General features: G+C 34.2%; 24 protein-coding genes, 1 tRNA gene and 2 pseudogenes. 5 read left to right on the forward strand and 22 right to left on the reverse strand.

Annotation, left to right across the window (positions count from 1 at the left end; genetic code table 11):
• Window positions 1-262: 262 nt before the first annotated feature.
• From RCG22_RS07090 to RCG22_RS07125, 8 genes are all read right to left on the reverse strand, one after another.
• Window positions 263-988, reverse strand: coding sequence for an ABC transporter ATP-binding protein (locus RCG22_RS07090; protein WP_308106337.1), 726 nt, complete (start codon window positions 986-988; stop codon window positions 263-265).
• Window positions 988-2,832 carry a hypothetical protein gene (locus RCG22_RS07095; RefSeq protein WP_308106338.1) on the reverse strand — a complete coding sequence of 615 codons (1,845 nt, stop codon included), beginning with the start codon at window positions 2,830-2,832 and terminating at the stop codon, window positions 988-990. The genes RCG22_RS07090 and RCG22_RS07095 overlap by 1 nt, the downstream gene beginning before the upstream one ends.
• A 76-nt stretch (window positions 2,833-2,908) precedes the next feature.
• Window positions 2,909-3,304 (reverse strand): hypothetical protein, encoded by a 396-nt coding sequence (locus RCG22_RS07100; RefSeq protein ID WP_308106339.1) that lies wholly within the window; start codon window positions 3,302-3,304, stop codon window positions 2,909-2,911.
• 77 nt (window positions 3,305-3,381) lie between these two features.
• Window positions 3,382-3,452, reverse strand: a tRNA-Cys gene (locus RCG22_RS07105).
• Between the two features lie 32 nt (window positions 3,453-3,484).
• Window positions 3,485-3,730: a glutaredoxin family protein gene (locus tag RCG22_RS07110; RefSeq protein WP_308106340.1), complete on the reverse strand. Its 246-nt coding sequence runs from the start codon at window positions 3,728-3,730 to the stop codon at window positions 3,485-3,487.
• A gap of 63 nt (window positions 3,731-3,793) precedes the next feature.
• A complete protein-coding gene (locus RCG22_RS07115) occupies window positions 3,794-4,036 on the reverse strand; it encodes a helix-turn-helix domain-containing protein (protein ID WP_308106341.1) in 243 nt (80 codons plus the stop codon).
• A gap of 35 nt (window positions 4,037-4,071) precedes the next feature.
• The gene (locus RCG22_RS07120) at window positions 4,072-4,662 is read right to left on the reverse strand and encodes a sigma factor-like helix-turn-helix DNA-binding protein (protein ID WP_308106342.1); all 591 of its coding nucleotides are present in this window, start codon (window positions 4,660-4,662) and stop codon (window positions 4,072-4,074) included.
• A 91-nt stretch (window positions 4,663-4,753) separates the two neighbouring features.
• The gene (locus RCG22_RS07125; RefSeq protein WP_308106343.1) at window positions 4,754-4,939 is read right to left on the reverse strand and encodes a hypothetical protein; all 186 of its coding nucleotides are present in this window, start codon (window positions 4,937-4,939) and stop codon (window positions 4,754-4,756) included.
• 302 nt (window positions 4,940-5,241) lie between these two features.
• On the opposite strand from RCG22_RS07125, the gene RCG22_RS07130 reads away from it, so the two are divergent.
• Together RCG22_RS07130 and RCG22_RS07135 are read left to right on the forward strand one after the other, a co-directional pair.
• Window positions 5,242-5,796: a recombinase family protein gene (locus RCG22_RS07130; protein ID WP_308106344.1), complete on the forward strand. Its 555-nt coding sequence runs from the start codon at window positions 5,242-5,244 to the stop codon at window positions 5,794-5,796.
• Window positions 5,797-5,817: 21 nt separating this feature from the next.
• Window positions 5,818-8,775: a Tn3 family transposase gene (locus tag RCG22_RS07135; RefSeq protein WP_308106345.1), complete on the forward strand. Its 2,958-nt coding sequence runs from the start codon at window positions 5,818-5,820 to the stop codon at window positions 8,773-8,775.
• Window positions 8,776-9,097: 322 nt separating this feature from the next.
• On the opposite strand, the gene RCG22_RS07140 is transcribed toward RCG22_RS07135, so the two are convergent.
• Window positions 9,098-9,775 carry a hypothetical protein gene (locus tag RCG22_RS07140; protein ID WP_308106346.1) on the reverse strand — a complete coding sequence of 226 codons (678 nt, stop codon included), beginning with the start codon at window positions 9,773-9,775 and terminating at the stop codon, window positions 9,098-9,100.
• Window positions 9,776-9,923: 148 nt separating this feature from the next.
• On the opposite strand from RCG22_RS07140, the gene RCG22_RS07145 reads away from it, so the two are divergent.
• Window positions 9,924-10,136 carry a hypothetical protein gene (locus tag RCG22_RS07145; RefSeq protein ID WP_308106347.1) on the forward strand — a complete coding sequence of 71 codons (213 nt, stop codon included), beginning with the start codon at window positions 9,924-9,926 and terminating at the stop codon, window positions 10,134-10,136.
• A gap of 34 nt (window positions 10,137-10,170) precedes the next feature.
• A pseudogene (locus RCG22_RS07150) lies at window positions 10,171-10,803 on the forward strand (Tn3 family transposase); the annotation flags it as partial.
• Between the two features lie 354 nt (window positions 10,804-11,157).
• Here the strand turns inward: RCG22_RS07150 and RCG22_RS07155 are convergent.
• Genes RCG22_RS07155 through RCG22_RS07165 form a run of 3 tightly spaced genes read right to left on the reverse strand, consistent with a single transcriptional unit; the run spans window position 11,158 to window position 14,094 of the window.
• On the reverse strand, window positions 11,158-11,799 hold the full coding sequence (locus tag RCG22_RS07155) for an ABC transporter ATP-binding protein (RefSeq protein ID WP_308106348.1): 642 nt from the start codon (window positions 11,797-11,799) through the stop codon (window positions 11,158-11,160).
• Between the two features lie 14 nt (window positions 11,800-11,813).
• The gene (locus tag RCG22_RS07160; protein ID WP_308106349.1) at window positions 11,814-13,313 is read right to left on the reverse strand and encodes a hypothetical protein; all 1,500 of its coding nucleotides are present in this window, start codon (window positions 13,311-13,313) and stop codon (window positions 11,814-11,816) included.
• Window positions 13,314-13,317: 4 nt separating this feature from the next.
• On the reverse strand, window positions 13,318-14,094 hold the full coding sequence (locus RCG22_RS07165) for an ABC transporter permease (RefSeq protein WP_308106350.1): 777 nt from the start codon (window positions 14,092-14,094) through the stop codon (window positions 13,318-13,320).
• A 295-nt stretch (window positions 14,095-14,389) separates the two neighbouring features.
• On the opposite strand from RCG22_RS07165, the gene RCG22_RS07170 reads away from it, so the two are divergent.
• Complete coding sequence (locus RCG22_RS07170) at window positions 14,390-14,632, forward strand: hypothetical protein (RefSeq protein WP_308106351.1); 243 nt, start codon at window positions 14,390-14,392, stop codon at window positions 14,630-14,632.
• 255 nt (window positions 14,633-14,887) lie between these two features.
• On the opposite strand, the gene RCG22_RS07175 is transcribed toward RCG22_RS07170, so the two are convergent.
• From RCG22_RS07175 to RCG22_RS07220, 10 genes and pseudogenes are all read right to left on the reverse strand, one after another.
• On the reverse strand, window positions 14,888-15,880 hold the full coding sequence (locus tag RCG22_RS07175; RefSeq protein WP_308106352.1) for an anti sigma factor C-terminal domain-containing protein: 993 nt from the start codon (window positions 15,878-15,880) through the stop codon (window positions 14,888-14,890).
• Window positions 15,870-16,373, reverse strand: coding sequence for a sigma-70 family RNA polymerase sigma factor (locus RCG22_RS07180; RefSeq protein WP_308106353.1), 504 nt, complete (start codon window positions 16,371-16,373; stop codon window positions 15,870-15,872). The genes RCG22_RS07175 and RCG22_RS07180 overlap by 11 nt, the downstream gene beginning before the upstream one ends.
• Before the next feature lie 237 nt (window positions 16,374-16,610).
• Window positions 16,611-17,156, reverse strand: a complete 546-nt coding sequence (locus tag RCG22_RS07185; protein ID WP_308106354.1) for a hypothetical protein — start codon at window positions 17,154-17,156, stop codon at window positions 16,611-16,613.
• 301 nt (window positions 17,157-17,457) lie between these two features.
• Window positions 17,458-17,613: a hypothetical protein gene (locus tag RCG22_RS07190; protein WP_308106355.1), complete on the reverse strand. Its 156-nt coding sequence runs from the start codon at window positions 17,611-17,613 to the stop codon at window positions 17,458-17,460.
• 514 nt (window positions 17,614-18,127) lie between these two features.
• Window positions 18,128-18,223: pseudogene (gene abrB / locus RCG22_RS07195) on the reverse strand (transition state genes transcriptional regulator AbrB); the annotation flags it as partial.
• A gap of 21 nt (window positions 18,224-18,244) precedes the next feature.
• Complete coding sequence (locus RCG22_RS07200; protein WP_308106356.1) at window positions 18,245-18,775, reverse strand: hypothetical protein; 531 nt, start codon at window positions 18,773-18,775, stop codon at window positions 18,245-18,247.
• 13 nt (window positions 18,776-18,788) lie between these two features.
• On the reverse strand, window positions 18,789-19,823 hold the full coding sequence (locus RCG22_RS07205; RefSeq protein WP_308106357.1) for a bifunctional lytic transglycosylase/C40 family peptidase: 1,035 nt from the start codon (window positions 19,821-19,823) through the stop codon (window positions 18,789-18,791).
• 93 nt (window positions 19,824-19,916) lie between these two features.
• Complete coding sequence (locus tag RCG22_RS07210) at window positions 19,917-21,863, reverse strand: CD3337/EF1877 family mobilome membrane protein (RefSeq protein WP_308106358.1); 1,947 nt, start codon at window positions 21,861-21,863, stop codon at window positions 19,917-19,919.
• An 11-nt stretch (window positions 21,864-21,874) separates the two neighbouring features.
• Complete coding sequence (locus tag RCG22_RS07215; RefSeq protein WP_308106359.1) at window positions 21,875-22,309, reverse strand: hypothetical protein; 435 nt, start codon at window positions 22,307-22,309, stop codon at window positions 21,875-21,877.
• Window positions 22,306-24,756 (reverse strand): ATP-binding protein, encoded by a 2,451-nt coding sequence (locus tag RCG22_RS07220; RefSeq protein WP_308106360.1) that lies wholly within the window; start codon window positions 24,754-24,756, stop codon window positions 22,306-22,308. The genes RCG22_RS07215 and RCG22_RS07220 overlap by 4 nt, the downstream gene beginning before the upstream one ends.
• Window positions 24,757-24,765: the final 9 nt, after the last annotated feature.

Raw genomic sequence — 24,765 nt, forward strand, 5'->3', positions numbered from 1 at the left:
AAAAAAGAATAAAATTTTTTATGCGCATATCTGTAATTCACTAATAGAAAATCGTTTTGTTCCCGAAAAAAAATATCCCTATAAATATTACTAAACCACCATGCTGCTATTGACCCCATTGATACCTGTATTAACACGAGTAATTTTTGTAAATCCTCTTCCCGGTAAAACCCACTAAATATAATAAAAATTATTATCAAAACTACTAAAAGCGGCACATAAAATGAGAATCCTATTGATTTTATTTTTAAGTAGTAAATATTCATTTTGAAGCCTTCTCTCTGTTTAGAAGAAACTGATAGCTTTCATGAAATCCTTGCTTGCATTGTGATTGAGATAATTTTAGAAAATTATCTAATGTATCGTTGAATAAAACATTTCCTTTGACCAACATAGTCACTTCTTTACATAATTGAGTTATGTCCTCCACTTCATGGGAAGCTATAATTATATTCACATCTTTACTTACCATTCTTAAAAAGTTCCGTATACTGATCCTTTCCTCTTGGTCCAGACCAGTTGTTGGTTCATCAATAATCAGATAGTGTGGATTATTTAAAAGAGCTTGAACTATGCCAATTCTTTTTATTACACCTTCCGATAAATCGCTCAATCGATTGTCTTTATATTCAATCAAACCTGACATTGTTAATAACCTGTTGATATTATTATGATGATCATTTCTGGAATTCCTTAATTTAGAAATGAAATACAAAGATTCTAGAACAGTCAATTTGGGATATAAATTAAACTGGTTAGGAACAAAACTAATTATATTACGCATTTTCTGTTTATCTGTAATTTCTTTTTCAAAGACTATTTTGCCAGTATCTGAGTTTAATAAAGTGGAAATAATTTTTAATAAAGTAGATTTACCTGCGCCATGAGGACCAATAAATCCATGTATACCGTCATTTATTCTAATATTTATATCATTTAATACTTGTTTTCTATTTATTTTTTTATTAAGTTTAATAATTTGTATCACTATTTATTCTTCCTTTCATCTCCAAAATGTAATAAAAAATCACCATATGTCCTTTTTCCCTCGTTTAGCCCTAATTTTTTATTTAACTGAATACCAGCTTCTGCAGTTGTATTCATTATTCTTAAAATTCCATTTTGCGTTACATTCATTAATATCCTTTTTTCAATTGCAAAGGGGAGTTGATAAGCTATTAATGGAATAGGTTCTTTTAGCATTGAAACCTTGCTTGGCTCCAATTGCACAATGAGAAGATTATTTGTTAAAGACATATAATCGATTAAATTACTATTAGAACGGTCTAATAAAGGCATCATGTAAATTTTTTTGGGTAATTCATAATTTGTGTTATTGCTTTGATTATAATCTTTTAATACTTGTTGCAATGTTAATAGATACTTATCTAAAAATGCTTCCTCCAATAGCCATGTATAGGGATATATAAAAGAGTATCCTTTATAAAATTTTGTTTTTAAGTTGCCAGCAAAAACACTTAGACCATCGGAATAACCTTCATAAGCTCCTTCACTTGTTTTGTTAATATTGGTAAAAATAGGTTTTTTACTTTTGTGAATTTTTAATGTGTACTTTCTTTGTAGTTGATCTAAATTTGGTTTTTGCATAGGTTGATCCATTATTCTCAGACGAGTTGGAAGGATAGAATTAGAAGGCAACCATCCATAATTAATAGGAAGGAATAATCCTGTAGATTTTTGATTTTCTATATAACTAACTTCTATTGAAAAACTATCAAGCCTTTCTGGAAGCTGAACTATTATAAAGTCCCCAACAGTGTTAAAATGCAGTTTTTTGTTATTTAAAGTAATATTAAGAACAGAAAATCCTTGATACAAACTAAATATTATTTTTTTACTTCTTAGTTGTGTTATTTTCATATTTACTTTATAAGAAGGTCTTTTCTCCATATAAATGTCAATGTTATATGAATTAATTTGATACTTGAAGCTTTCCTTCTCAATGTCTACTAATGGTTGATAATAACTGTCTGCCGATTTCTCATTTTTAAAAACATAAGGATTTAGGGAGTTTAGTAATAAAACACTGATAATTGATAAAAATAATAAATTCCTACTTCCATTGCCCACTTGATTCCTTAATGCCACTATCACAAAAATGATTATCAAAAATATAGTGAAAATGAGCTTTTTTAACCAGAATATTTCTTCTCCAAAATATGTGTTATATGGCATATCCGGTTCTATTATGGAAACATTTATATTGTTAAAGTAGGAAAGTAACTCATCTGAATAACGTATATTCATAGCACTGAACAATGGGATAAGTACATTATTAATTGGAGTTAGCAGCAGACAGATTATTATAAGCATTAAAAAACCAAATTTTTTAAAATTTAATAAGCCTATAGTTAAACCTAAGATGCTAGATATAAGAAATGGAAAACACCAATTATTTAACAAATATAGAAGTGTATCGATATATAAATTTATATTTGCATGAGATATAACATAATAGATCAGAATGTATAATAAATTTATAGATACGAACAAGAGGTTAATTAAATTTACAATAATTAGATTGACTACATTCCTTAGCAAGTATGGAACATTAATTGAAGAGAAATAAACATTGTATCCTTTATCTTGCAAAGAATTTCTATACCCGAGAATGGTAAAGTTGAGCATACCTAAAGTAACTATATAACTTGAATATTTAATTGTACTACCCGGATCACCTTCCAGATATAGATAGTAAGTAATACAATAAATAGAATAGGCTAAAATAAGAATTTGAATCACCCAAAAATACCATACTCTTTTCAGTAGATTCAGCTTTAAACACATTAACGCCAACACTGATCTGATCATTTACATTCCTCCTGAAAGTGAATATATATTCAAAAAAAGGAACCATCAAAGACGATTCCTTTTTTTGATATTCTAATTAATAATGATAATCTGAAATTTTCACATAACCATTCGTAATTAGGTAGTCTCCGGTAGCAACTGCACGATACTGACCGGATTCTAATGGTACAGCTCCTCCAACTGAGTATCCCGGTTTAACTGTTTGAGAATAAACAATATCATCAATTAATAATGCTCTGGAATGTTTTACTTTTGCATACATGGTGTCTTTGTCATCACCATTATATGCATTCATTGTTGCTTCCCCATCATAGACGGATATCCAGCCACCCTCATTGTAATTGTTAATAGTTAGTGTAGCTTGTGAAGTAACCGTTCCTGCTTTTGCTCCAATAGCTACCATCAACAAAGACATTGCAATTCCAAATAAAACCATATACTTTTTATTTAATACTTTAAGGTTGATTGCCATTTGTATTCACCTCCTTTCATTTAAAGATAATAAAATACTCCTAATTTAATTTGACAACTGCTTCAATAATTTTTTGAAGGCAGTACCCAGATTTGAACTGGGGTTCAAGGTTTTGCAGACCTTTGCCTTACCACTTGGCTATACTGCCACTGGAAAGTTAGGAATGGCTAGTCCTAACTTTTAATTAATTAACAACTCTTCCAGCTTTCTTTGATTAAAACCCCTAACAATCGTGTCTTTGCCGTTACTTTTAATAACAATTAGAGGAACACCTACTCCATTCAAATCATTGAATTCTTGCTCATGTTCTAAACTATTAATGATGTTACGTTCTTCGTATTGAATTTGATTTGTTTCCATCCACTTTTTTAGATTTATACAAAAAATACAATTAGACATGGTATAAACTATGATTTTTTTCTCCAAGTTTTCATCTCCTTTCTTATACTTTTTAAAGAATAATAACTTTCAAATTTAACAACCCTAACGTTAAGAAATTTTATTTTGCACCATTTCTTGAAACTCCCAAAAGCCAACCACTTTGTCCAAATCGTACATTTTAATCAAATTCACCAACTTAATCTGAAGTTCTTGTTCCAGGTCATCTCTATTTTGTAAACCAGTTTGGAGCAGAGTCTTTTTTATTTTAGGTTTGAATATCTTTAACACCTTTTCAATTGCCTCATTATCTTCTTTTGATTTAATTGCTAATTGATATAAAGTTTTTTCCATGTAAATCGCCCCTAATCTATTTTGAATTACATAGTTTATTTCCCTGAATTTCCTTCAATATACTTCCGGACTTTCTTCAACGCTTTACTACGTGACTTAGAAACCGCTTGTTGTGATTTGTTTAAAAGAATACTAACTTCTGAATCTGTAAATCCTTTTACATACACAAGGTACAAAATTTTCCTTTGATTGGATGTTATGTCCTGTAACGCCTTATAAAGGTTGGAATCGATTATATAATCTAAAAGATTATATGATTCTATTTCGAAATCTTCGCGATGCTCGGCTAAGTCCTTATAGGATATCTCCGAATTATCTCCTATAGGTTGATCTAACGTTATTGGAAAACGATAATTTGTTTCTCGAATCTTTTTATCTAAATTAATCCCATGAAAGTAAAGTGTTGAAGATACATATGCAGTAAAACGAATATAAAAATAAAAAGCCCGAAATGTCTGGTCTAACAGTTCTTGGTTTTGCAAAGTCGGATAACAAATGGACTTTTTTAATAATTGATAATTCTCTTCCTTAGATAAAAAAGCTTTAATTACTGGATTATTTAAAAATTCTTCATTTTCCTTGATAAATCCGAAAAATTTATCGCAACAATCTTCTTTATTTTCCATTTTTAAAACCAGCTTTCTGGAACGTATGTTCGAATTTAGTATAAAAAAATTTTACACTATTATCATGATTAATTCATAGAATAAAAGTAGATTATTTTTCCTTTTTTTGAATTAATTCACAAAATGCTCTAATTTCATTAGATGTTTTGGTTGCAGACTTTACTAATTCTGCTAAGAATTCTTTTTCCTCATTAGTAACAGCATCATTTAAACAATTTGTATAGAAGGCTTGTGTCCGCCTAGCTTCACAAAAACACTGTAATAACTTCATAGACATCAATTAGATCACCTCGTATATAACTTTTACACCTATTAAATAAAGAAAGGTTTAGCGAATAAATAACAACCCTTTCCAAAAGGTTTACAGTTTTTCTCCAAAAATTTAATATAAACATATTCCGATCTTTACATTTATTTAAAATATTCCCTGAAACGAACGTTTTAGGGAATTTTTTTGCACGCTTATATTTACATAGTTTTGAACTGTTTACCGTTCCCTAAACTATTCCCTTTAACTTTTTCCCTAAAATTGACGGTACATCTGTATTAGGGAATAATTAATTTCAGGAGGGGCATAGAATGGGGGAAATTTTTGGATATGCCCGAGTTTCTACTAAAGATCAAAATTTAGAATTACAAATGGATGCCTTACAAAAAGCTGGTGCAGCTGTTATCTACAAGGAAAAAATGACGGGCACAAAAAAAGAGCGTTTAGAATTAGAGCAACTCTTAAAAGCAATAAGTGAAGGAGATACAGTGGTTGTCTATAAACTAGATCGTATCTCAAGATCTACCAAGCACTTAATTGAATTAGCAGAAACCTTTGAGGAAAGAAAAGTGAATTTTGTTTCTATAAGTGACAACATTGATACGTCAACTGCAATGGGTCGTTTTTTCTTCCGTACCATGGCAAGTATTGCTGAGTTAGAACGGGATATCATCAGTGAACGCACTAAAGCAGGATTACAATCTGCAAGAATTAGAGGTAGAAATGGCGGAAGACCAATTAAGGATCCAAAATTAGTAGAACGAGCATTAAAACTACATGCTTCTAAGGAGTACAGTATAAAAGAGATTTCAGATATGACTGGTGTTAGTAAATCTGTATTGTATCGAGCTATAGAACGTATATAGAAATGAACAGGAGGCACTATCTTGTATTTGAGAGCAAGAGAACTACTTACACCTGAACAACGCATAGATTTCATGACAATTCCAGCTGATATTAGTGAGTGGGAAATAGCTACCTCCTACACTTTATCACCACATGATTTAGAAGTGATTAAACGTCGAAGACGAGACTATAATCGACTTGGATTTGCCGTTCAGTTATGTCTGTTTCGCTTTCCGGGATGGACATTATCGGATGTTAAAGAAATACCTAAGTCAGTTTTACGGTTTATTGCCAATCAAATTAAGGTTGATCCCTTGGAATTTCAATCATATGCCGAACGGGAACAAACTAAGCATGAACATATGGTTGAAATTCGGAAAGAGTATGGTTATAAGAACTTCTCAACAAGAGAATATCGTAACATCTCTTCTTCTTTACTAAGTCATGCAATGGAAAATGAGAACTCAATGTATTTGATTAGGACGGCTATCGAAGAAATGAAGAAGCGAAAAATTATTCTTCCAGCTATGTCGACTATTGAACGTCTGGTTTGGCAAACACGTCATCGAGCTGAACAAAAAATATATAAGATATTATCGCGGTCTCTATCCTCTTTGCAAAAGGAAAGTTTGATCCTAATGACGGAGCCTACTCTGGATAGTGGAAAAACACCTCTTGCTTGGTTAAAAGAAATCCCAGGACAATCTTCACCTGATGCCTTCTTAAAAGTCATTGAACGATTAGAGTATGTGAAAAAACTTGAGTTATCTATTGATTGTAATGACATACACCCGAACAGGCTTCTTCAATTGTCGCGTTTAGGTGCGCGATATGAACCTCATTCCTTCCGAAGATTTAATGAGTCTAAAAAATATGCCATTCTTGTGGCTTATCTCTTAAATCTTAGTCAAGACTTAATTGATCAAGCCATTGAAATCCACGATCGCCAAATTATGATCTTGCAGTCAAAGGGCCGTAAGGCCCAAGAAGAAATGCAGAGACAAAACGGTAAAACAATTAATGAAAAAATCATACAGTTTGCTGACATCGGTACTGCACTAATAAAGGCAAGAAATGAAGGATTGGATCCGTTTACTACATTGGAAACCGTCATGTCCTGGGAGAAAATGATTGCATCGGTGGAAGAGGCCAAACAATTATCACGTCCTATCGACTATGATTATTTAGATCTTTTAGAAAGACGATTTTTTTATCTTCGAAAATATACGCCTACCTTACTTAAATCACTAGAATTTCAATCGACCCAATCAGCAAAACCATTGATAGAAGCACTAGATATTATTAAAAATATGAATGATTCAGGTAAACGAAAAGTTCCAGAAGGAGCTCCTCTTGGGTTTGTCTCTAACCGGTGGCAGAAACACGTATATGACGAGGATGGAAGCATCAATCGACATTATTATGAAATGGCAGCATTAACTGAATTACGAAATCATATTCGATCTGGAGATGTATCTGTTCGAGGCAGTAAACAACATAAAGATTTTGAAGAGTATCTAATTCCAAAAGAAGAATGGTTAGAAACTGGATTACATCATAATCGCCTTGCTGTAGGCAGTTCTGCTGAAGAATATTTGACCGAAAGAATGGATTCTCTACGAAAACGGCTGCAAGCCATGTCCGATAACGTTGATGAACTAGAGGGTGTCAGTATAGATAAGGGAAAATTTCGCATTGACCGTCTCGAAAAGGATACTCCAGAAGAAGCGAAGACGTTTAGTTCATCCCTATACAGCATGTTGCCACGGATAAAACTAACGGATCTGCTAATGGAAGTTGCAAGTTGGACAGGTTTTGATGAACAATTTATTCATGCTTCTTCAAGCCGTCCTCCCAAAGGAGAGGAAAAGTCGATCTTATTGGCCACGCTAATGGCGATGGGGACAAATATTGGCTTAACAAAGATGGCAGATGCTACACCCGGAATTACCTATCACCAAATGGCTCATGCTTCTCAGTGGCGTCTTTATGATGATGCGATGAATAAAGCTCAGGCAACACTTGTGAATTTCCATCATCAGCTTGCTTTATCTTCATATTGGGGAGATGGAAGTACTTCCTCTTCAGATGGTATGAGAGTACAAGTTGGCGTGTCTTCTCTACATGCAGAATCAAATCCTCATTATGGTTCTGGTAAAGGAGCTACGATTTATCGCTTTACAAGTGATCAGTTTTCTTCTTACTACACAAAAGTCATTAATACCAACGCTCGTGACGCAGTTCATGTGATAGATGGGTTGCTGCATCATGAATCTGAATTGAATATTGAAGAACATTATACAGACACGGCTGGTTATACCGATCAAGTTTTTGGACTGAGCCATCTACTTGGTTTTCGTTTTGCACCTCGCCTTCGAGATCTGTCTGATACTCGACTATATGTAATAGATAAACCTGGTGAGTTTCCAACAATAGAAAAATTACTACGAGGGCGTATTAATACAAAGGTTATTCTAGAAAACTATGATGATGTTTTACGTCTAGCCCACTCCATTCGGGAAGGGAAAGTTTCTGGTTCACTTATTATGGGAAAGTTGGGGTCCTATTCAAGGCAAAATCGTTTGGCTACAGCACTCCGTGAAATGGGTAGGATTAAAAAAACAATCTTCATATTAGACTATATTTCAAATGAAGCAATACGTCGTCGAATTCAACGAGGGTTAAACAAAGGGGAGGCTATGAATGCCTTAGCACGAGCCTTATTTTTTGGAAAACGAGGTGAACTCAGGGAAAGAGCGTTACAAGACCAGCTTCAACGTGCAAGTGCATTAAATATCATCATTAATGCTATCACTGTATGGAATACAGTTTATCTCACAGAAGCAACAAAAGTTCTAAGTGAAAAAGGGATACTACGAGAGCAAATGATAAAACATATTTCACCATTAGGATGGGAACACATTAATTTCTTAGGAGAGTATACTTTTGACATAAAAAAAATGACAGGACTCAACTCTTTAAGACCATTAGATCGATAAACTCCTGAGCCGGTACCCTTAGAGTAAAGGATATCGGTTTTTTATATGGTAAAAAATGTCTTAACGTGGGTTTTATGTCAAAATGTTGGCGGTACCCCTATTATTTTGTGTGTCAGTCAGTGCAATTTAAGGTGGAGAACTAGTTCTTAAGTTCGTTTCGCCCTGGTAGTGCGTTTTTAATTATTTAATGATGTCAGATATAATCTATAATATTACAATTCTTTTCTAAAAAACGTAAAAAGCCATACCTACAAAAACGAGGATGACTTTTTATTTTTTATTCTATAAAACATTCTACTAAAGTTATTTCTATTTTTAAATTTTAATACACGGAATATGTAAAATTAAATGACACATTTTTACGCATATATATTTCAGAACCATATGAAGCAGATATACTAAAACCAGCTGCTTCCCAACCAGCTTGACCTGAAACGGTTGTTTTAACTTCAAAAGTTGTAGCACCTACAGTTTGAATTTGGGTAGTAGGAAAACTTCCAGTTGATGAGATGGTGTCTGCATTTGAATTCACTAATTGGTGTACCCCAGAAACAGTCGACCAGTTATTACTTAAAACACTTTGTATTTGAACAAAAGAACCAGAAGTATATACTGACATTCTTGTAGTTAATTTGGCACTTGCCGAACCTGCCTTTTTGGTTTGGCTAGCTTCCCTTATAACAGTACCAGTGGTAGCCATTGCTGCCATTGTTTTAGTGCTTGGCACTATATCTTCAACTTTATATGTATCTAAAAGTTCATTTGTATTTTTATCATAGACATTAATTTCCCCAACTCTATTATCACTTGAAACAGATTTCTCCATCCTCACAGTTTCTTTATCATAAGGAATAACAAAATAAGTCCCTTTTATATTCTCCTTAAAACCAATTTGTTTAGTTGGTTCAGCAGCAGATGCTTGGAATGAAAAACCTGTACCGAAGAGTGAAACAATTACAGCAAATATAGATGATAGAACCAAAATTTTTACCCTTTTCATACTATTCCCCCTAATTTTGTATTCTATTACATTATTAGACATTATTTCTAAAAAGTAAATACATTTTTGTAAAAAAATGATATATTAAGTATAATTATGGGAGGACATTAAATGTTTTCCCATAAAAATTTTTGTGGAGGAGATATTAATGCAAGTTGATACCCAAAATATTAATAATTTTATACAACAAATAGGAAGAATAGCAGATAATCAAGCTGAATTTATGAAAATACAAAATTATTTAGCAGAACTTCTTAAAACTACAAATATATTTTTAGGCATTATTTCTATATCATTAAGTGCTCTTGCAATAGTAAAAATTTATGAAGTAATACAGAATAATAAAAATAAAAAAAACTAAACGATATAGAAACAACAATTCTATTCTGACTCTTCAGCTTCGTGATTTAGCTGATGCCAAATTATACACGATTCAAACAAAAGCCGAGTGAATTCCCCAGTCTAGAAAATTTACTCCGTGGAAGAATCAATATAAAAATTATTATAGAATATTTTGATGACATACTCCGTTTAGTCCATTCTATTAGAGTAGGAAAAGTGTCCGGGTCGCTTATCATGGGTAAATTAGGATCCTATGCAAGACAAAATAAACTAGCTACTGCTTTACGTAAAATGGGAAGGATAGAAAAGACCAATTTTATTTTAGATTACTTATCTAATGAAGCCTTACGACGTCGAATTCAGCGAGGATTAAATAAAGGCGAAGCCATGAACGGACTTGCGAGAGCCTTGTCTTTTGGGAAACGAGGCGAATTACGAGAAAGAGGATTGCAAGATCAGCTACAACGAGCCAGTGCTTTAAACATTATAATTAATGCCATTAGCATATGGAATACCGTATATCTTACCGAAGCCACAAAATCACTTAAAGAAAAAGGAAATTTACAAGAAGACTTACTAAAGCATATTCCCCCCTTGGGATGGGAACATATTAATTTTCTTGGAGATACACATTTGATATGAAGAAAGTAGCTAGCTTAGAGTCACTCAGACCTCTTAATCAATGAATTAAAGCCGATGATTCCTTAGTGTAGGAAAAATCGGCTTTTCTTATGTCGAAATTTGCTTAGTATATAATATCTGCGTTGTGTCAGTAGGACCCCCTTTTGCAGCCTATTTTCAACTTCCTGCAAAGCATCAGCAGTTGATTTCATTGATATCACCGTCCAAAATTGAGACATCTTATATTCGACGGGTGATACCAAAATCCTTCAAGACGAGTATAAAAAAAGAAAAGTTTAAGTTCAATTTATACAGAATCGCCTCGGTATTTATTTTGCAAGAATCAAGTTAATAGAAAGTTACTTCAATTCTTTTTTAGAAAATCCCGATGATTTACTGATTTTGACTTTTTAAAAAAGCTAAATTATTTTCTCAAGTTTAAAATTATTAATTCTATAGACACTGTCGCAAAGTATGTCAATATCCTCTTGATTATGACTTGTAATCAGAATAGTTCTTCCCTCTTTTTTATATGATATCAACAAATTTCTAATATCTCTTACACTATCAGCATCCAAGGCATTAAACGGTTCGTCCAAGATTAGAACTTGTTGATCCTCCATTATTGCTTGAGCAATGGCCAGTTTCTGCTTCATTCCCAAAGAATAGTTCTTAACTTTTTGGCTGGATTCTGGTTGTAATCCAACTAACTCCATTATCTCCCAAATTTTCACTTCATCAATTACCCCTCGAATTGAAGCTAACTCTTTAAGGTTTTGAAAACCTGTTTTATTAGCTATATAACCAGGACGATCGATAATAATTCCGAAATTATTCGGAAATCTATTTTTATTTTGGCCTATTGGTTCACCTTTTAAAATAACATTACCTTCATCGGGAAAAATAAACCCGCAAATCATTTTAAAGAGGACAGACTTGCCTGACCCATTTGGTCCTACTATGCCATAAATCCTACCTTTTTCAACATTAAAGTTGACATGATTGAATAAGGTATTACCTTTAAAACTTTTACTTACGTTTTCTAATACGATTATAGACATATAAACACCGCCCATTATTTAAATTTTAAGCTTTTCTTGAAAAAGTATCTAATTATTAATAAGGATGCGATAATCATAAAAGTTAAAAGTGTCGCCACGTATATGATTGAATGGTCAATTAATGCTGAAAAACTATTAATACCAACGGGATTAAATTCAAAAGAATTCAATCCCGGTAACATTAAAACCATAAATAAACTGATTAATATTAATACGTATGAGGAGTCTTTACATGACCAGATTAAGATAAAAACAGCTAATATATAAAATGTTAATTGTAAGAAACTATTTATTAAAAAGTGCGTTAACAAGTCACTTACGGGTATTGAAAGCATAGTGGTGTTGAGGTTCATTTTCAATCCCATACTCAATCCAATTGTAAGAGTAATAAAGGTTAATCCGACAATGAATAGGATAACTGTAATTAATAACCTCTTAAACCACGACCAAAACCATCTGTATAGACTTTTATATCGAATAAGTTTGTAATATCCCATTAATTCAATTTCATTAACTAAGAATAGACTAACTAAATATATAAACCCAAAAAACACAATGCAATAAAAGAAATAAGACGAATAGGAAAAACCTGCAGCACCCGTCCCTCTATAAGATAATAAAAAAAGATCCCATATAGTAGCATCAGAAGAACGTATTGAGTTTGCATTTGACAGGATTCCAGATAAACACAGAATTAAATAGACAATCATGGGACCAAATTGTTTAATTAGTGAATAAAATTTCAATTTACTTATATCAACAAAATTCATTAAAAATACCGTTATTCCTATAGAAATTAGTATAATTAAGAACACGACAGGTACAGTTAATGAAGATGTTACTTGTATGAGGGAAAAATAAGAAATAGGATTTAAGAAAGAAAGCTTCACAGGTAGCAGTTTAAAAGCGCTCACTCCTCCAAAAAAAATGAGTGCACAAGCAAAAAGAATAAAACTCCTATTTTTTACAAAAAGATAAATAAGTGCTATTAAGGTATGTAAAAGAGATGCTGTTACAACCAATAAGAATAATTGCAATATCAAAGCCAAAACAGGCTGCTGAACAGTACCTGCTACATCCGATAGGGTATTTAAAAAGATCTCTGACTTGCTAAACTGGCTCCATATTGAGGAGTATGGCAAGCCTATCATCATAAAAAAAGAAATAAATACCCAAATGAATAACAAAGGGCTGACATTTCTCCAAAAATGCTTAATAGAGTGAAAGATCCATTTTTTATAAGAACCGATACGAATTAGTGCTTGTTCACTAAATTGATAATGAGTTGATTGAAGAGAAAAAAACATTAGTAATGGAAAGATAAGATACACAATGAGATACATATCATTCATTAACTGTAATGTAATATCCCAGCCATTAATTAAGAGGCTGTGTTCTTGAGAATACCCTAAAATGGGTTTCCTGAGTAACGAACCGTAACAATAAATAATCACTCCAAATAGTAACCATTTAATACTTATGAGTTCTTCAAAAAAATCTTTAACCTTTTTCATATCTTTACGTCACCTCATTGCTACGCCGCAGAGAAACCAATAAAATAATTAAGATTAATAATAAAACTAAAAAAGGAATAAGAACTGTCCATAACGGCTGCTGTTCAATATTAAATGGAAAAACTGTACTTATTGGTGAGAATCTGGCTACTCCCAAAACACCTGCTATAAAGTTAAAAATATGGTAGAAAAGAAAGGGTGCAGATAATGCAATAAACCGGGATTTAATTAATAACAATAGAGAAAAAGAAATAGTTGAATATACTACCGCGTTGATGGTGACCCACAATGAATAGATTACCCCATAAGACATTTTCCCTAAAAACAGAAATTGAGAAAAGGTGACGTCGGACGAACCTTGAAAAAACGATGATGGAGCGTATTTTACAATGCCGAGTTTGGGTTCGATATATACTGCAAAAATAAATGGTATAAAAATCATCATGAATGTTACCAATGCAGTTAATAATGCATTAGTTATTCCCTTGCTTAATAGATATACGTTCTTTGGAATTCTAGGTTGAACATAAGTTATGTAATTATTTTTAAGTTCTTGTATAAATGTTTGCAAGAAAATAAAAATAACTATTACAGGGAAAAGTAAAGGAATTATACCTGAAACTATTGATTGGAATAATTCAATTTGATTGTAAAACATATAACCGTCTTTATACTGAAAAAATGAAATAGCAGGTATTAAGATAATAATAATTGCCCAAATTAATAGATTTATACTTGTAATACATCTTTTCAATTCTACCATTAAATGATTTTTTAACATTGTAAAGCCCTCTCTTAACTAAGTTTACACTTCCGACTAATGGATTATAACATTAATTGGTGAAAATATAAATATTTACAAATATTCTATTATAATAGTAATATAATAGCTGTAATTAACAATTTTAGGAGGAAATTACATAAAAAAGAAGAAACTAGCAATTTTAGGGTTATCAGTTTGTTTACTATCAACAGCGGGAATCGCACAAGCTGGCTCCTATGGATTCAATGAAAATGTAGGAGCATTCAATGGATCAGCTACTACTGATTGGAAAACTGATCCAACACCTGGTGATTTGAATGTTTTTGTTAATATGTCGAATGTGGGTGGAGACTATACAGTTGATGTACGAGATAATATGAAGAAAACCGCCACAGGTGCTACTTCCAATACCGGATGGGTACAATCAGTGGGAGACGAAGAAGCATTTAGATGGACAGGAGCCCGCACTGGTGCTTATCAGGATCGCATTCAGTTTAGTAACGACCTTACAACTCCTGTTATGGTAAATGTATATGGAATTTGGGAGAACAATTAAAAACTTAATCTAAGAGACAATTTACATATAAATAAACTCCTCTGGACATAAAGCCTAGTGGAGTTTTCCTTTTGATACCTCTTTAAAATAGGGTGCTATTTTCATGCCCACCTGATTCATAAAATTTGCAGCTTTTAACTGGCCGGACTTCCCACTAAATTCAAGCTGTTAACTTTTTTAGACCTATTTGAAAAAATTACATCGCCAGTGTTCATTTACTTATCGCCTCTTAGATAAAGTTTCAAAATTAATACGTTAATATTTATCAATCGTAGCACCAAGGACCGATGCTCGGATGAAATCAAGGTTTTGGAAACGTTTAAGCTCCATTGCAGTCCCGGTTACAACGGCTCCGTTAATTCGGATTTTTCCTTTTGTCGTTTGGGTATTGTCTTTAATTCCCTTTAGAGCATCTTTAATTGAACTTTTATGGCTGCCTTTTTTGATTAATTGTTCAAGAATGTTGATAAACCGTTGCCCATTTTCTTCAGAATAAGGAGGTTCAGGTGTGACCTGAAACCCAAAGGCGCCTCCACCTCCCTTGGTCTTTAAACTATCCCTATCTAGATTCCTTTCCATTCTTTCCATTTGAGTGGCTGTCGTTGTATCGACCCATAGCCAATTGACGTTTTCGTGACCAAGAATATCAGCTACCTCCGAAATTGTCATAGGTTCCTTAAAGGAAAGAGCAACCTCGATTAACGCATTATTCTCCAAGTTAACTGTGCTATCGAATTCTTGTGGCAAATAGTCATAAGACAAACTAGGATAATAGAAATCAATTTTTCTTTCATTATTAAAGTCATTATAGCGAACGTACCTTTTAGCTTCTTCATTTAATGTATTGACTTCAACCATTCCGCTTCCTTTTTCGATGGTGTCTATCTTTCCGAAAAGAGGGATTTTTTCAGTCTTTTTATCCCAAAGAATAGAACGATCGCCAATAGTTTTACGATATGTAGTCTCTTCTGTTATGCTAAAAAGGTTGTAGTTATAGGTAGTACCCCCATCTGAAATATTGGCTCCGTGAACACTATTGTAAAGAGAATCCTGATTCTCTATTCGTTTCGTTAGAATATATTGACTACCCATAAAAAGAATGGTTAATAAGATGGTAGTTGTAAGAACCGCAATGAATACATATTTAATTGTTTGCTTTCTTCTTGATTTTTTGACGACCTTCTGAAAAGAAGGACTACTCATAAAATTGATTTCCTCCCCTTTTTTTGGTTTGTTATTATCGGTCATGATTTACCTCCTTATAAGTTTTCTCTAACATTTTCCTAGCCCTAAATAAATTCGTTTTAATTGAACTAACACTTATTTCCAATAGCTTCGAAATTTCTTCGTATGTTAAACCTAATTGATACTTTAAAAGCAACAACTCTTGGAAATGTAGTTTTAACAGTGAAAGCGCTTTTCCAAGCTCCTCGTTCCTTTCCTTTTCGAGAAAAATTGTCTCTGGAAGCTCTTTTATATCTACTTTTAAAAGCCCCACATTTAAATTCATGTCATACTTCCCATACTTCCGGCATTGATCATAATAAAAATTTAATGCCACTCGTATTAACCAACTACGTATTCTTGAAATCTGGATTGAATCGCAGTAAAGCAGGTATCTATAAGCAGCTTCCTGAACAGCATCTTCTGCATCCGCATGTGGAATATTCAATTTTCGTAGATACCTATACACGATATTAAGTTCTGAATTGAGTTCTTTATGCTTATTTATTCCATCCATCATCGTCCTCCTGCTATCTAGACGTACAGCATAACAAAAAGTTTACAATTGTTTTTTATACTGTTATAAAAACAAGAGTACCACCAACACACATAATGTTGGTGGTACCTATTTTCAATGTATAGTTTAATAAGACGGTAGAAAGTAAGTATTGGAAATTCGGCAGTCGTCGTATTGTAGCCCTAATTTCTCGTTTCGATTATCCACATTAGTTTTAGTTTTAGTTTTACTCTCTTTTTAATCATACCATTCTGTAGTAACACTATCTAATGGATTTGTTAATTTATTCAGGAATAGTTCTGCTTTTCCGGAAACTCCATCACTATCAGGTAAACCACTCACATCAAATGTTACTCCATAGGTCCCGGACGAATAAAGTTTAAAATCAGATACAAGATCATCATCTATCGGGTCGTCTTCATATAATTTATACCACCAAGTACCTGAAAAGGGTTGAGAAATATGAATTAAAAGATTTCCTCCACCAGAATAAAATGTTTTTGACTGACTTTTAAAGGTGGATGTACCCAGGTAATCCCATTCACCTGCACCTAGTATAGAGATGCCTGAATTCGGCGTAGACATTTGTGTTGGAATTGAAACATCCGATAGTTTACTAAGTTGAATAATTCTAGCATTAATTTTATCATAGGTTGCATCTTGATTTACGTTTGGGTTAGTATTGTTTTTACTTTCGTTTAATTCAGCAGCACTAGCATGGTAACTAAAATTTGTTACACCAATCACAAATAGAGTTACAAAAAGAAATACTAATTTTTTCAAATTTTATCCCCTCCAATAAAACATTTTTTACTAATTAAACTATTAGGGCTCATTTACTCCCTATTAGACAATTAATTTCCTCCTATCATTTACTATATTTTAATAATTTACCTCTTTAGTATATTATTACCAATATTAATTTTCAATAACATTTAATGTAATTACCATATTGCGAAAATTTAATATTTATATAATCGCAATATACTAAAGTATTTTGAACGATAAAAGGTATTTGTTGTATTGAACATATAGGGAGCCATAACAATTTTCCCTAGATTTAATTTAAACTTACGAAATCCTATTAATACCACTTAAAACAAGAATCTAGGAAAATAGATATAAAAATAATAATAATTACCAAAATAGCTCCTTTCATTTGTTGTTTTTCTTCCTTTTTTTGCTGTAATTGCTCCCTATATTGGAGTTGTATCTTCTTTTTCTTATAATCTAATTTCATATGAACTCTCCTTAATAAATAAAATTTCTATTATATTATTCCATCACCGTATATATACAAATAGAGTTTAAAAAGATTATGTGGAATAATTGGTAAATTCTCATTAAAGTTCTTACCCTTTTTGTGTTAGTAATCAAAAAACCGATAATTCCTTATCTAGGAAGAATCGGCTTTTTATTTCTATATTTTATATTCGTATACTATGGGATACTAATTTTAAAATCTTATTTTCTTTATTCATTAAAATCCACCGGGTAGAATTAATATCTACTGCTTCAGGATGGACCTACCGAAAACTTTTTTAAAACCAGTTTATTAGTCGAATTTATTTTTCAATGTGGTGTCTTTTTTTCATTATTATTAAAAGATACATAGCTACAGTGAACTGAAGGATAGATAAAATTAATAAAAATTGACCTATAGACTGGGGAAAAATGCAAGTGACTCCGAGGTTTATTATACTACCTATTATGATAATTAATCAATGCGTGTTTTGACGGTATAAATACTATTGATTTTTCAAATCAATACCTAAGGTTCTACGAAGCTCAATCGGAATAACAATTCTCGCTAATTCACCAACTTTACTGATAATTCCAGTACTTTTCATTGCCTTCATTCACTCTCCCTTTTATCCTCCTACTAATTCCCCCATATACTCAACATCATCAATCTTCCACCCTTTGTCTTTTACGTAAATTAGAGAAGTTTTAACAATAATGGTTTCAGTGTTTGCCACATTGTTAAATTCTGTTGTGAGCTTAAATTCATTAAAAAATTCAGCTTCAGTCTTCGAGGACTGATATTCAAATGGCTTCAGTCCTACCATTGAAGACTTGACAGATTGCTCTGAATCTGGAAGTTCCGTTCCAGATGGATGGGTAGCCTTATATCCCTGATCAGTCATAAACGGCTTAATTTTCTCATATCGTTCTGCAGTTGTTTGATACGTGAAAAAGCGTTCAAGAAACTCACGGTTTATCTTTAATGCGTCCGTATTCTGAATGGAGGATAGAGATTTAATCTGATCTTCATAGTTTTCCTGGTTGGCCCGCACTTCCTGCAGCTGTAAGCGCAAGCTGAAAACGTACATAATGACCATAGCTGCAACGACAAATCCGATCATTAATAAAAGGAATTTTTTCTTGTTGGTTGGTTCCATGGTCTCACCTCCATTACTGAATACGTCTAAAACCTAAAAAGGGATATAAGTGTTTCCATTCCTCTACAGAAGAATAGAAGGTACCACTACTATTTGAATTAATAAATTGATCGTTACCTACATACATACCTACGTGTGAAGCCCCAGACTTATAGGTGGAGAAAAAAACTAAGTCACCTGGTTTTTTCTGATCTTCAGGAATCGGCTTGGTTTTATTGTATTGGGTTTGCGCTGTGCCGGACATATCAATGCCAATTTGCGCAAAGGCATATTCTAATAGTCCGGAACAGTCAAACCCTCCTGCTGCTGGTGTCCTTCCACCCCACACATATGGCCTTCCAAGAAATTCTTTCATGATATGATGAACTTCTTCCACATTAAATGATTGTGTTCCGTCACCTACGACAGCCACGTTTCCGTTTCCAGCGTTATAATAACGCATGACATTCTCTACATAGTTCACATCACCGTAATGGCCCCATCCTGTTTTTACAGCCATCATATGACTAAACTGAATAGCTACTTCCTTGGAATAGCCTCCACGTTCTAAGGCGTACCCAATAAATCCATTTCCAAAATTATAAGCTTGTAAAGCTAAGTTAATATCACCTTTAGCATGCTTCATCACTTCAGAAAAATATTTCACGCCGATTTGAATGGAATATTCAGGGTCAGTAATGGATCCTGGCGAAAGTCCAATCGATTCGGAAGACTGCATCACATCCAACTGCCTGCCGCCTGATTCCTGTTGAATAAGAGCCATAATAAGTCCAACATATTCTCCAACACCGTTTTGTTCTGCATATTTCCTTATAAGAGGTTCATACCGCAATACTTCAGCCGATACTTGCGCTGTTCCTCCGGCTCCTTCTCCTGACATGCCAGAATCAAATTGATTCTCTCCACCCAGGCTAATAGAAATAAATAAAGCAATTCCGAAAATAGATGTGAGAAGAAGAAGGATACCTGCAAGTATCCAAGTAAGAGGGTTTTTAAGAACAGCTATGGCTCCAGCAACTTTTGCACCTTTCTTTAAAACACCTTGCATATGCTCTCCCTTCTAAGAGCTGTTCTGACGCAACGAAACAGGTCATTGTTCATGAAATGAAATGTAAGAACGTCAAAACACTTTTCTCCCACATCATTTTCGTTGTTTAGAATCCTTTACTTTGGGTTCTCTACTTTCTGACCTCTTTATATTTTCAGTAGATGTATTCGCATTTCTCAATTTAATCTGTTGTTGAGCTTCCCATTGAGTGAGATGTTTATCCGATTCTCTTGAAGCAGCTACTTCATTTCTACTGTCCATTCTTCCTGACGGCTTACGGTGAGGAGGAGAAGGTTTAACCTCTTCGTTTTTTCTACCTTCTCGACTAGAATTTCGGGCCGACTGACTAGGATTATTACTCTTACTAGAACCTTCACCTTTTCCACTTTTGTAATCATCTAAATGCACAATAGCAGCACCAGCATTTCGTGAAGCTGAACGTGGGGCTGTTCCTACTGTCAATGCTGACGTTGCATTTTTACCACTTTTGCCCGTAGCTTGTTGCCCTGAATTGTTGCCGGGTCCTTGTTTTTGCGGCGTATTCTCTCCTGCTGCATTTCGGTGTTTTGATCGGGTTCCACTAGTTACCGCACCAGTTGTAGCCGTTTTCCGTCCTGCTCCTTCTTCGCCTGACTGAAACCCTTCTTGACGCTTTTTATGTTTATAATTTTTATATGCTTGTCCCACCATTCTTTTTGCCCCTTTGAACCCTTTTTCGCCAGCGTCACCCATTTTGTTAAAGGAGTTTGTGGTCGCTCTCTCGACGATTTTCTGACCTTGTAGCATCCCTACTGAAGCAACTTCGAATAGTTCAGAACGGTATTTAAATAAGCCCCACATAGTAATACAGATCAAGAAGACGACAAATGCATAGCCTTCTACTCCATTCGTAACTTTGACCGATTCATAAAGCAAGCTAACAATTCCCGTAATGACAGCGATTAAAAGCACCAATCCTGCTTTCATCAGTAACACGCCTACTATCTTTTTTCCGTGATTTAACGCACTTTCACTGTAAGATGGGATTAACGAAAGAACAAGTGGAATTCCTGTGAAGACCACTAATGCTAAGAACCATACTTGAAGCAAAAACTTAAAGATTCCTAACAATAAAACAGGAATCGAAAGAGCAATAGTGGAAATAATCGTGACGATTAAATACCCAAATCGTTCACCGCTAAAATCCGATGTCATTTGCTTGTTGTCAAGTTCCGAAACTTCATTACTAACAATCCTTTTTCGTTCTTCTTTTCCTTCTTCTGTATAAGGCTTAATTTCCAAAAGGTTATCTACTCGATTTGGATCCTCACTTACTATGTCAGCTTCCTTTGTTGAGCCATAATTTAAAAGTAAATACGGGCTTTTGACCATTAGATTAAACAATTGATTTTCTAATATGGCCATTCCTTCTTTTGAATTATAGGCTGCGTTGCTGTCAAATTCATCAGAACTAACAAGAACATTTGCTGAGCTGGCAATCCCTTCAAGTTCTGCCCCTCTGTCATTCAGCCATCTGATATTTCCTGTTGCATCAGAATAAAACCAAAAGGTGAGAACCATGATGGCCAAAGCACCAACGATTGCTTTTACCGCATGCCCGGCTTGTTGATTGACAAAATAACGCCATGCTGCAGCTCCTCCTACAAAAATGACAAACAAAGATAGGAAAGTCCCCGACATAATTTCATAGATTCGTTGACTCATAATACCTGCTTCGACTGTAATGATGCTAATTAAATCGAAAGACATGAGCTGATCAATAGAATAAAGGGTAAAGCTAGCAAGTGTTTTATTAAACCCCCACATCCCTTGATTAATGGCATGTAGGGCATTATCACCAGTATCTTTAAGGCCGTCCCCAATATCTGCTTCCATCCTGTAATGATCGAGAGGATATTCCTTACCTTCCAATGTCACACGGCCAACGGTTACTTCCTTTTTCTGAACAGTCGGTGAGATATCATCCGCAAGTGAAGCTGTTGGCATTAGGAGGAAAAAAAACGCTAAACACATGCCTAATCCCCGTTTCAGGAATTTCATCCAATCCCTCCCTATTTACAATGGATACAAGCTTTCCGTTCAAATTTCTCTTTAATTTCATCACGGTTAATATCCAAACTTTTACTTGTATCGACTTTCCACACATCAGCTTTTTTACGAAAAACAATACTGTCCTCTACTGCATTATCACCCTTTGGATTATCGAAATCTGCAAAAACATAGTAGTTCTCTAATTCTTTGTCATAGTAAATTTCAAAACGTATATCTTTATATTCCAACCCTGAATCTACCTTCTTTGCGGTTTTATCAACCTCATAAGAACCTTTTTTATAAATAAATTCTTGCTGTTTGTCATACTCATTATCGAAATTTGCCTTTTCCCACTCATATGCAATTTTTGCAATCTCCTCAGGAGAAGTGCCCTTGTTACACCCCGCTAATAGTGCAATCAAAGCAATAAATAAGATTAATAGTTTTTTCATCAAATAAATGCCTCCTCAGTTTCAGCTCTGCCTCGGTCGTTTTCTTTTGTATTGAAGGCACTAATCCATTCGTTAAACAACACATCGGTTTGAATTTTGGCCGTACGGCCGTACATATCTTCTACAATACACTGACCTTCTGTCAGGTTTTTCAGCATATCCCGATTAGCTTTGTTATCCTCCATGCCAAGAAACTCAATGATATTAGCTGCTTCTTCTGTCGTCTTCGCTTTAAAGGCAAATTTTGTTCCGATATTTTCTTTAATTTGTGGCTTGTTGTATTCATAAGTGGACTGTGTAATGATATAAACGGCTGACCGTAAGGAACGGCCGGTACGCAATAATTCATTAATGAGTCGGTCACCAGCACCCGTATTCATCAGCATCCATGCTTCCTCAAATATCGTTAATTTCACGACCGAATCATCACGGGCGAATTTCGTGGCGAATTTTGCTAATGGCTGCATGAGTGCAACGGCAATGTGTTCATCTCGAGTGGCAGCCTTTTCACCTTCATCTGGAAGATTCAAGTTTTGAATCTGCAAGATATTTACTTGTTCATTAAGGCTAATCCCTTCCACATTACCATCTGAAAACATTAATTTTGCAATCCCATTTGTGCCGATTTCATAAAGCAAGTCGCCTACATTTTTAACATCTTGATCATCAGAATCTTGTAAATAGCGAACAACCTTTAAAAGCCCTGGCCTTTTGTCCTGCTGCATAATATGACGGACACCTTTATAAATGGAAGTTTTAACATTCCTTTCATTGGACTGAAGCTCGGATAAATATTCAAGAACGCCTACAGCTGCATCCTGAGCTTCCTCTCCTTCAAGGAAGGTAAGAGGGTCAAGCTTCCCGGCATCCTTCCTTTCACTCGATAGAGTGATATAGTTAAAGCTTTCAATTAATTCTTTGAAAAATGGAGCTGTACGCTCCATTTCAGGCGTAAGCGCCTGTTTGAATTTTTTTTCGACTTCGTTTTTTGGATCCGTCATAAGGATTTTGGCTCCAAAAAAGACGGAATTTAGTAAGATATCCTTTAGAAGATAAGATTTCCCCATCCCCGTTGGTCCCGAAATCGTGACATGGGGAGATGAGTACTTGGAACCTTTCAAGCCCAAATGAGCGAGAAAGGGATGATAAAAAACAAGAGATTGAGAGCTTTCAATGCTTTCTCCTTCATGCGATATGTTTTTCCCTAAATAAAAACCTACCGTATTACCAATTTTACGTGTAAGAGAAAAAAGGGATTCCGCAAACGATTCAGGAGTAAGAACTTGTTCCCAATCCTCGGCTACTATTTTGGCTGCTGGTAACGATTGATGGAATAAAAGGAGTTGATCGGCTAATGGCTGCACAAGTTCAATTTGTTGGTCTTTAAAATCGATGATGAGCCTTCTGGCTCTTTTTCGGGCTTCTTCTTTCGTCTGACCGTATACAACAAAATGGATGTGAGTTCTAAGAAGTGGTTTTCCTTGATTTTTAATTTGATTTTCTAATCCATGTAAAAGTTCTCGCCCTGTATTAATCAAGCTATCGTCATCTTCATTCGCTTCGATCAATTGAGCGTCTTGGTCGCGAAAACGCTTTTTAATCGTGTTGGTTTGGTTTTCATCCTCCTTCTTCTTTTTGTAAATCGTCCGCATATTCACTTCTACTGGAAAGTTATAGGACTGGAAGAAATACGCCCATTCTTTATAGCTTAAATCAATCGGAAATTCTGAAACCGGAAGAAACGCACACCAAGATTCATCATCTAACTGGTTAATATGTAAATATCCTGCTTTTCCTGGGTCAAGAATACCTTCCGTCAGGCCATAAATACTTCCCTCTCCGTCAGGTTGTTTCTGACCTCTGACGAACTGATGACGGATAATATAGCGTAATTCTTTCTCTTTTACTCGGTAAGCCCCTAAATAGTTAGTAAGGGTTGTATAAGCATCTTCTTCCGACTCTTCAAACAGGCTGACGGTTAAATCATCAACCTCATGTCCTCCAAAACCCGCAAGCTTTTGTATGTATCGATTCATACTTTTAAAAGAAGAAGAAAAGGCACCAATGATACTTTCATCAAGTTCTCGGCGTTTCAGCTTCACACCGACAAAGAATTTGTATTCTACAACATTTTTGACCTCTTCACGCAAAATCTCCTTTGTTCGTTCCGCATAATATTTTCCTATTTCCGCATAGTTGCCTTCATACTGTTGTTGAAGACTATTCATCCGTTTATCAATATCAACAGGGATGGGAATGATTTTATAATCAATTTCCTCGAAGGCCGCTAACTGCCATGTAAGCCTTTGAAGACGGTTCACAAGATGATTTTCGGCTTCTTGCTCATTTACGCCTACGGTGTTTTCGTATAAACGATAGTAAGACCAGGCTTCCATTTCATGAGTATAGATAACATTTTCTTTATAAGATTGAATCGGAAATTGTAACATGGATCCACC

This window comes from Neobacillus nitrireducens (genome assembly GCF_030915405.1).
In the GTDB taxonomy this organism is placed as follows: domain Bacteria; phylum Bacillota; class Bacilli; order Bacillales; family Cytobacillaceae; genus Neobacillus.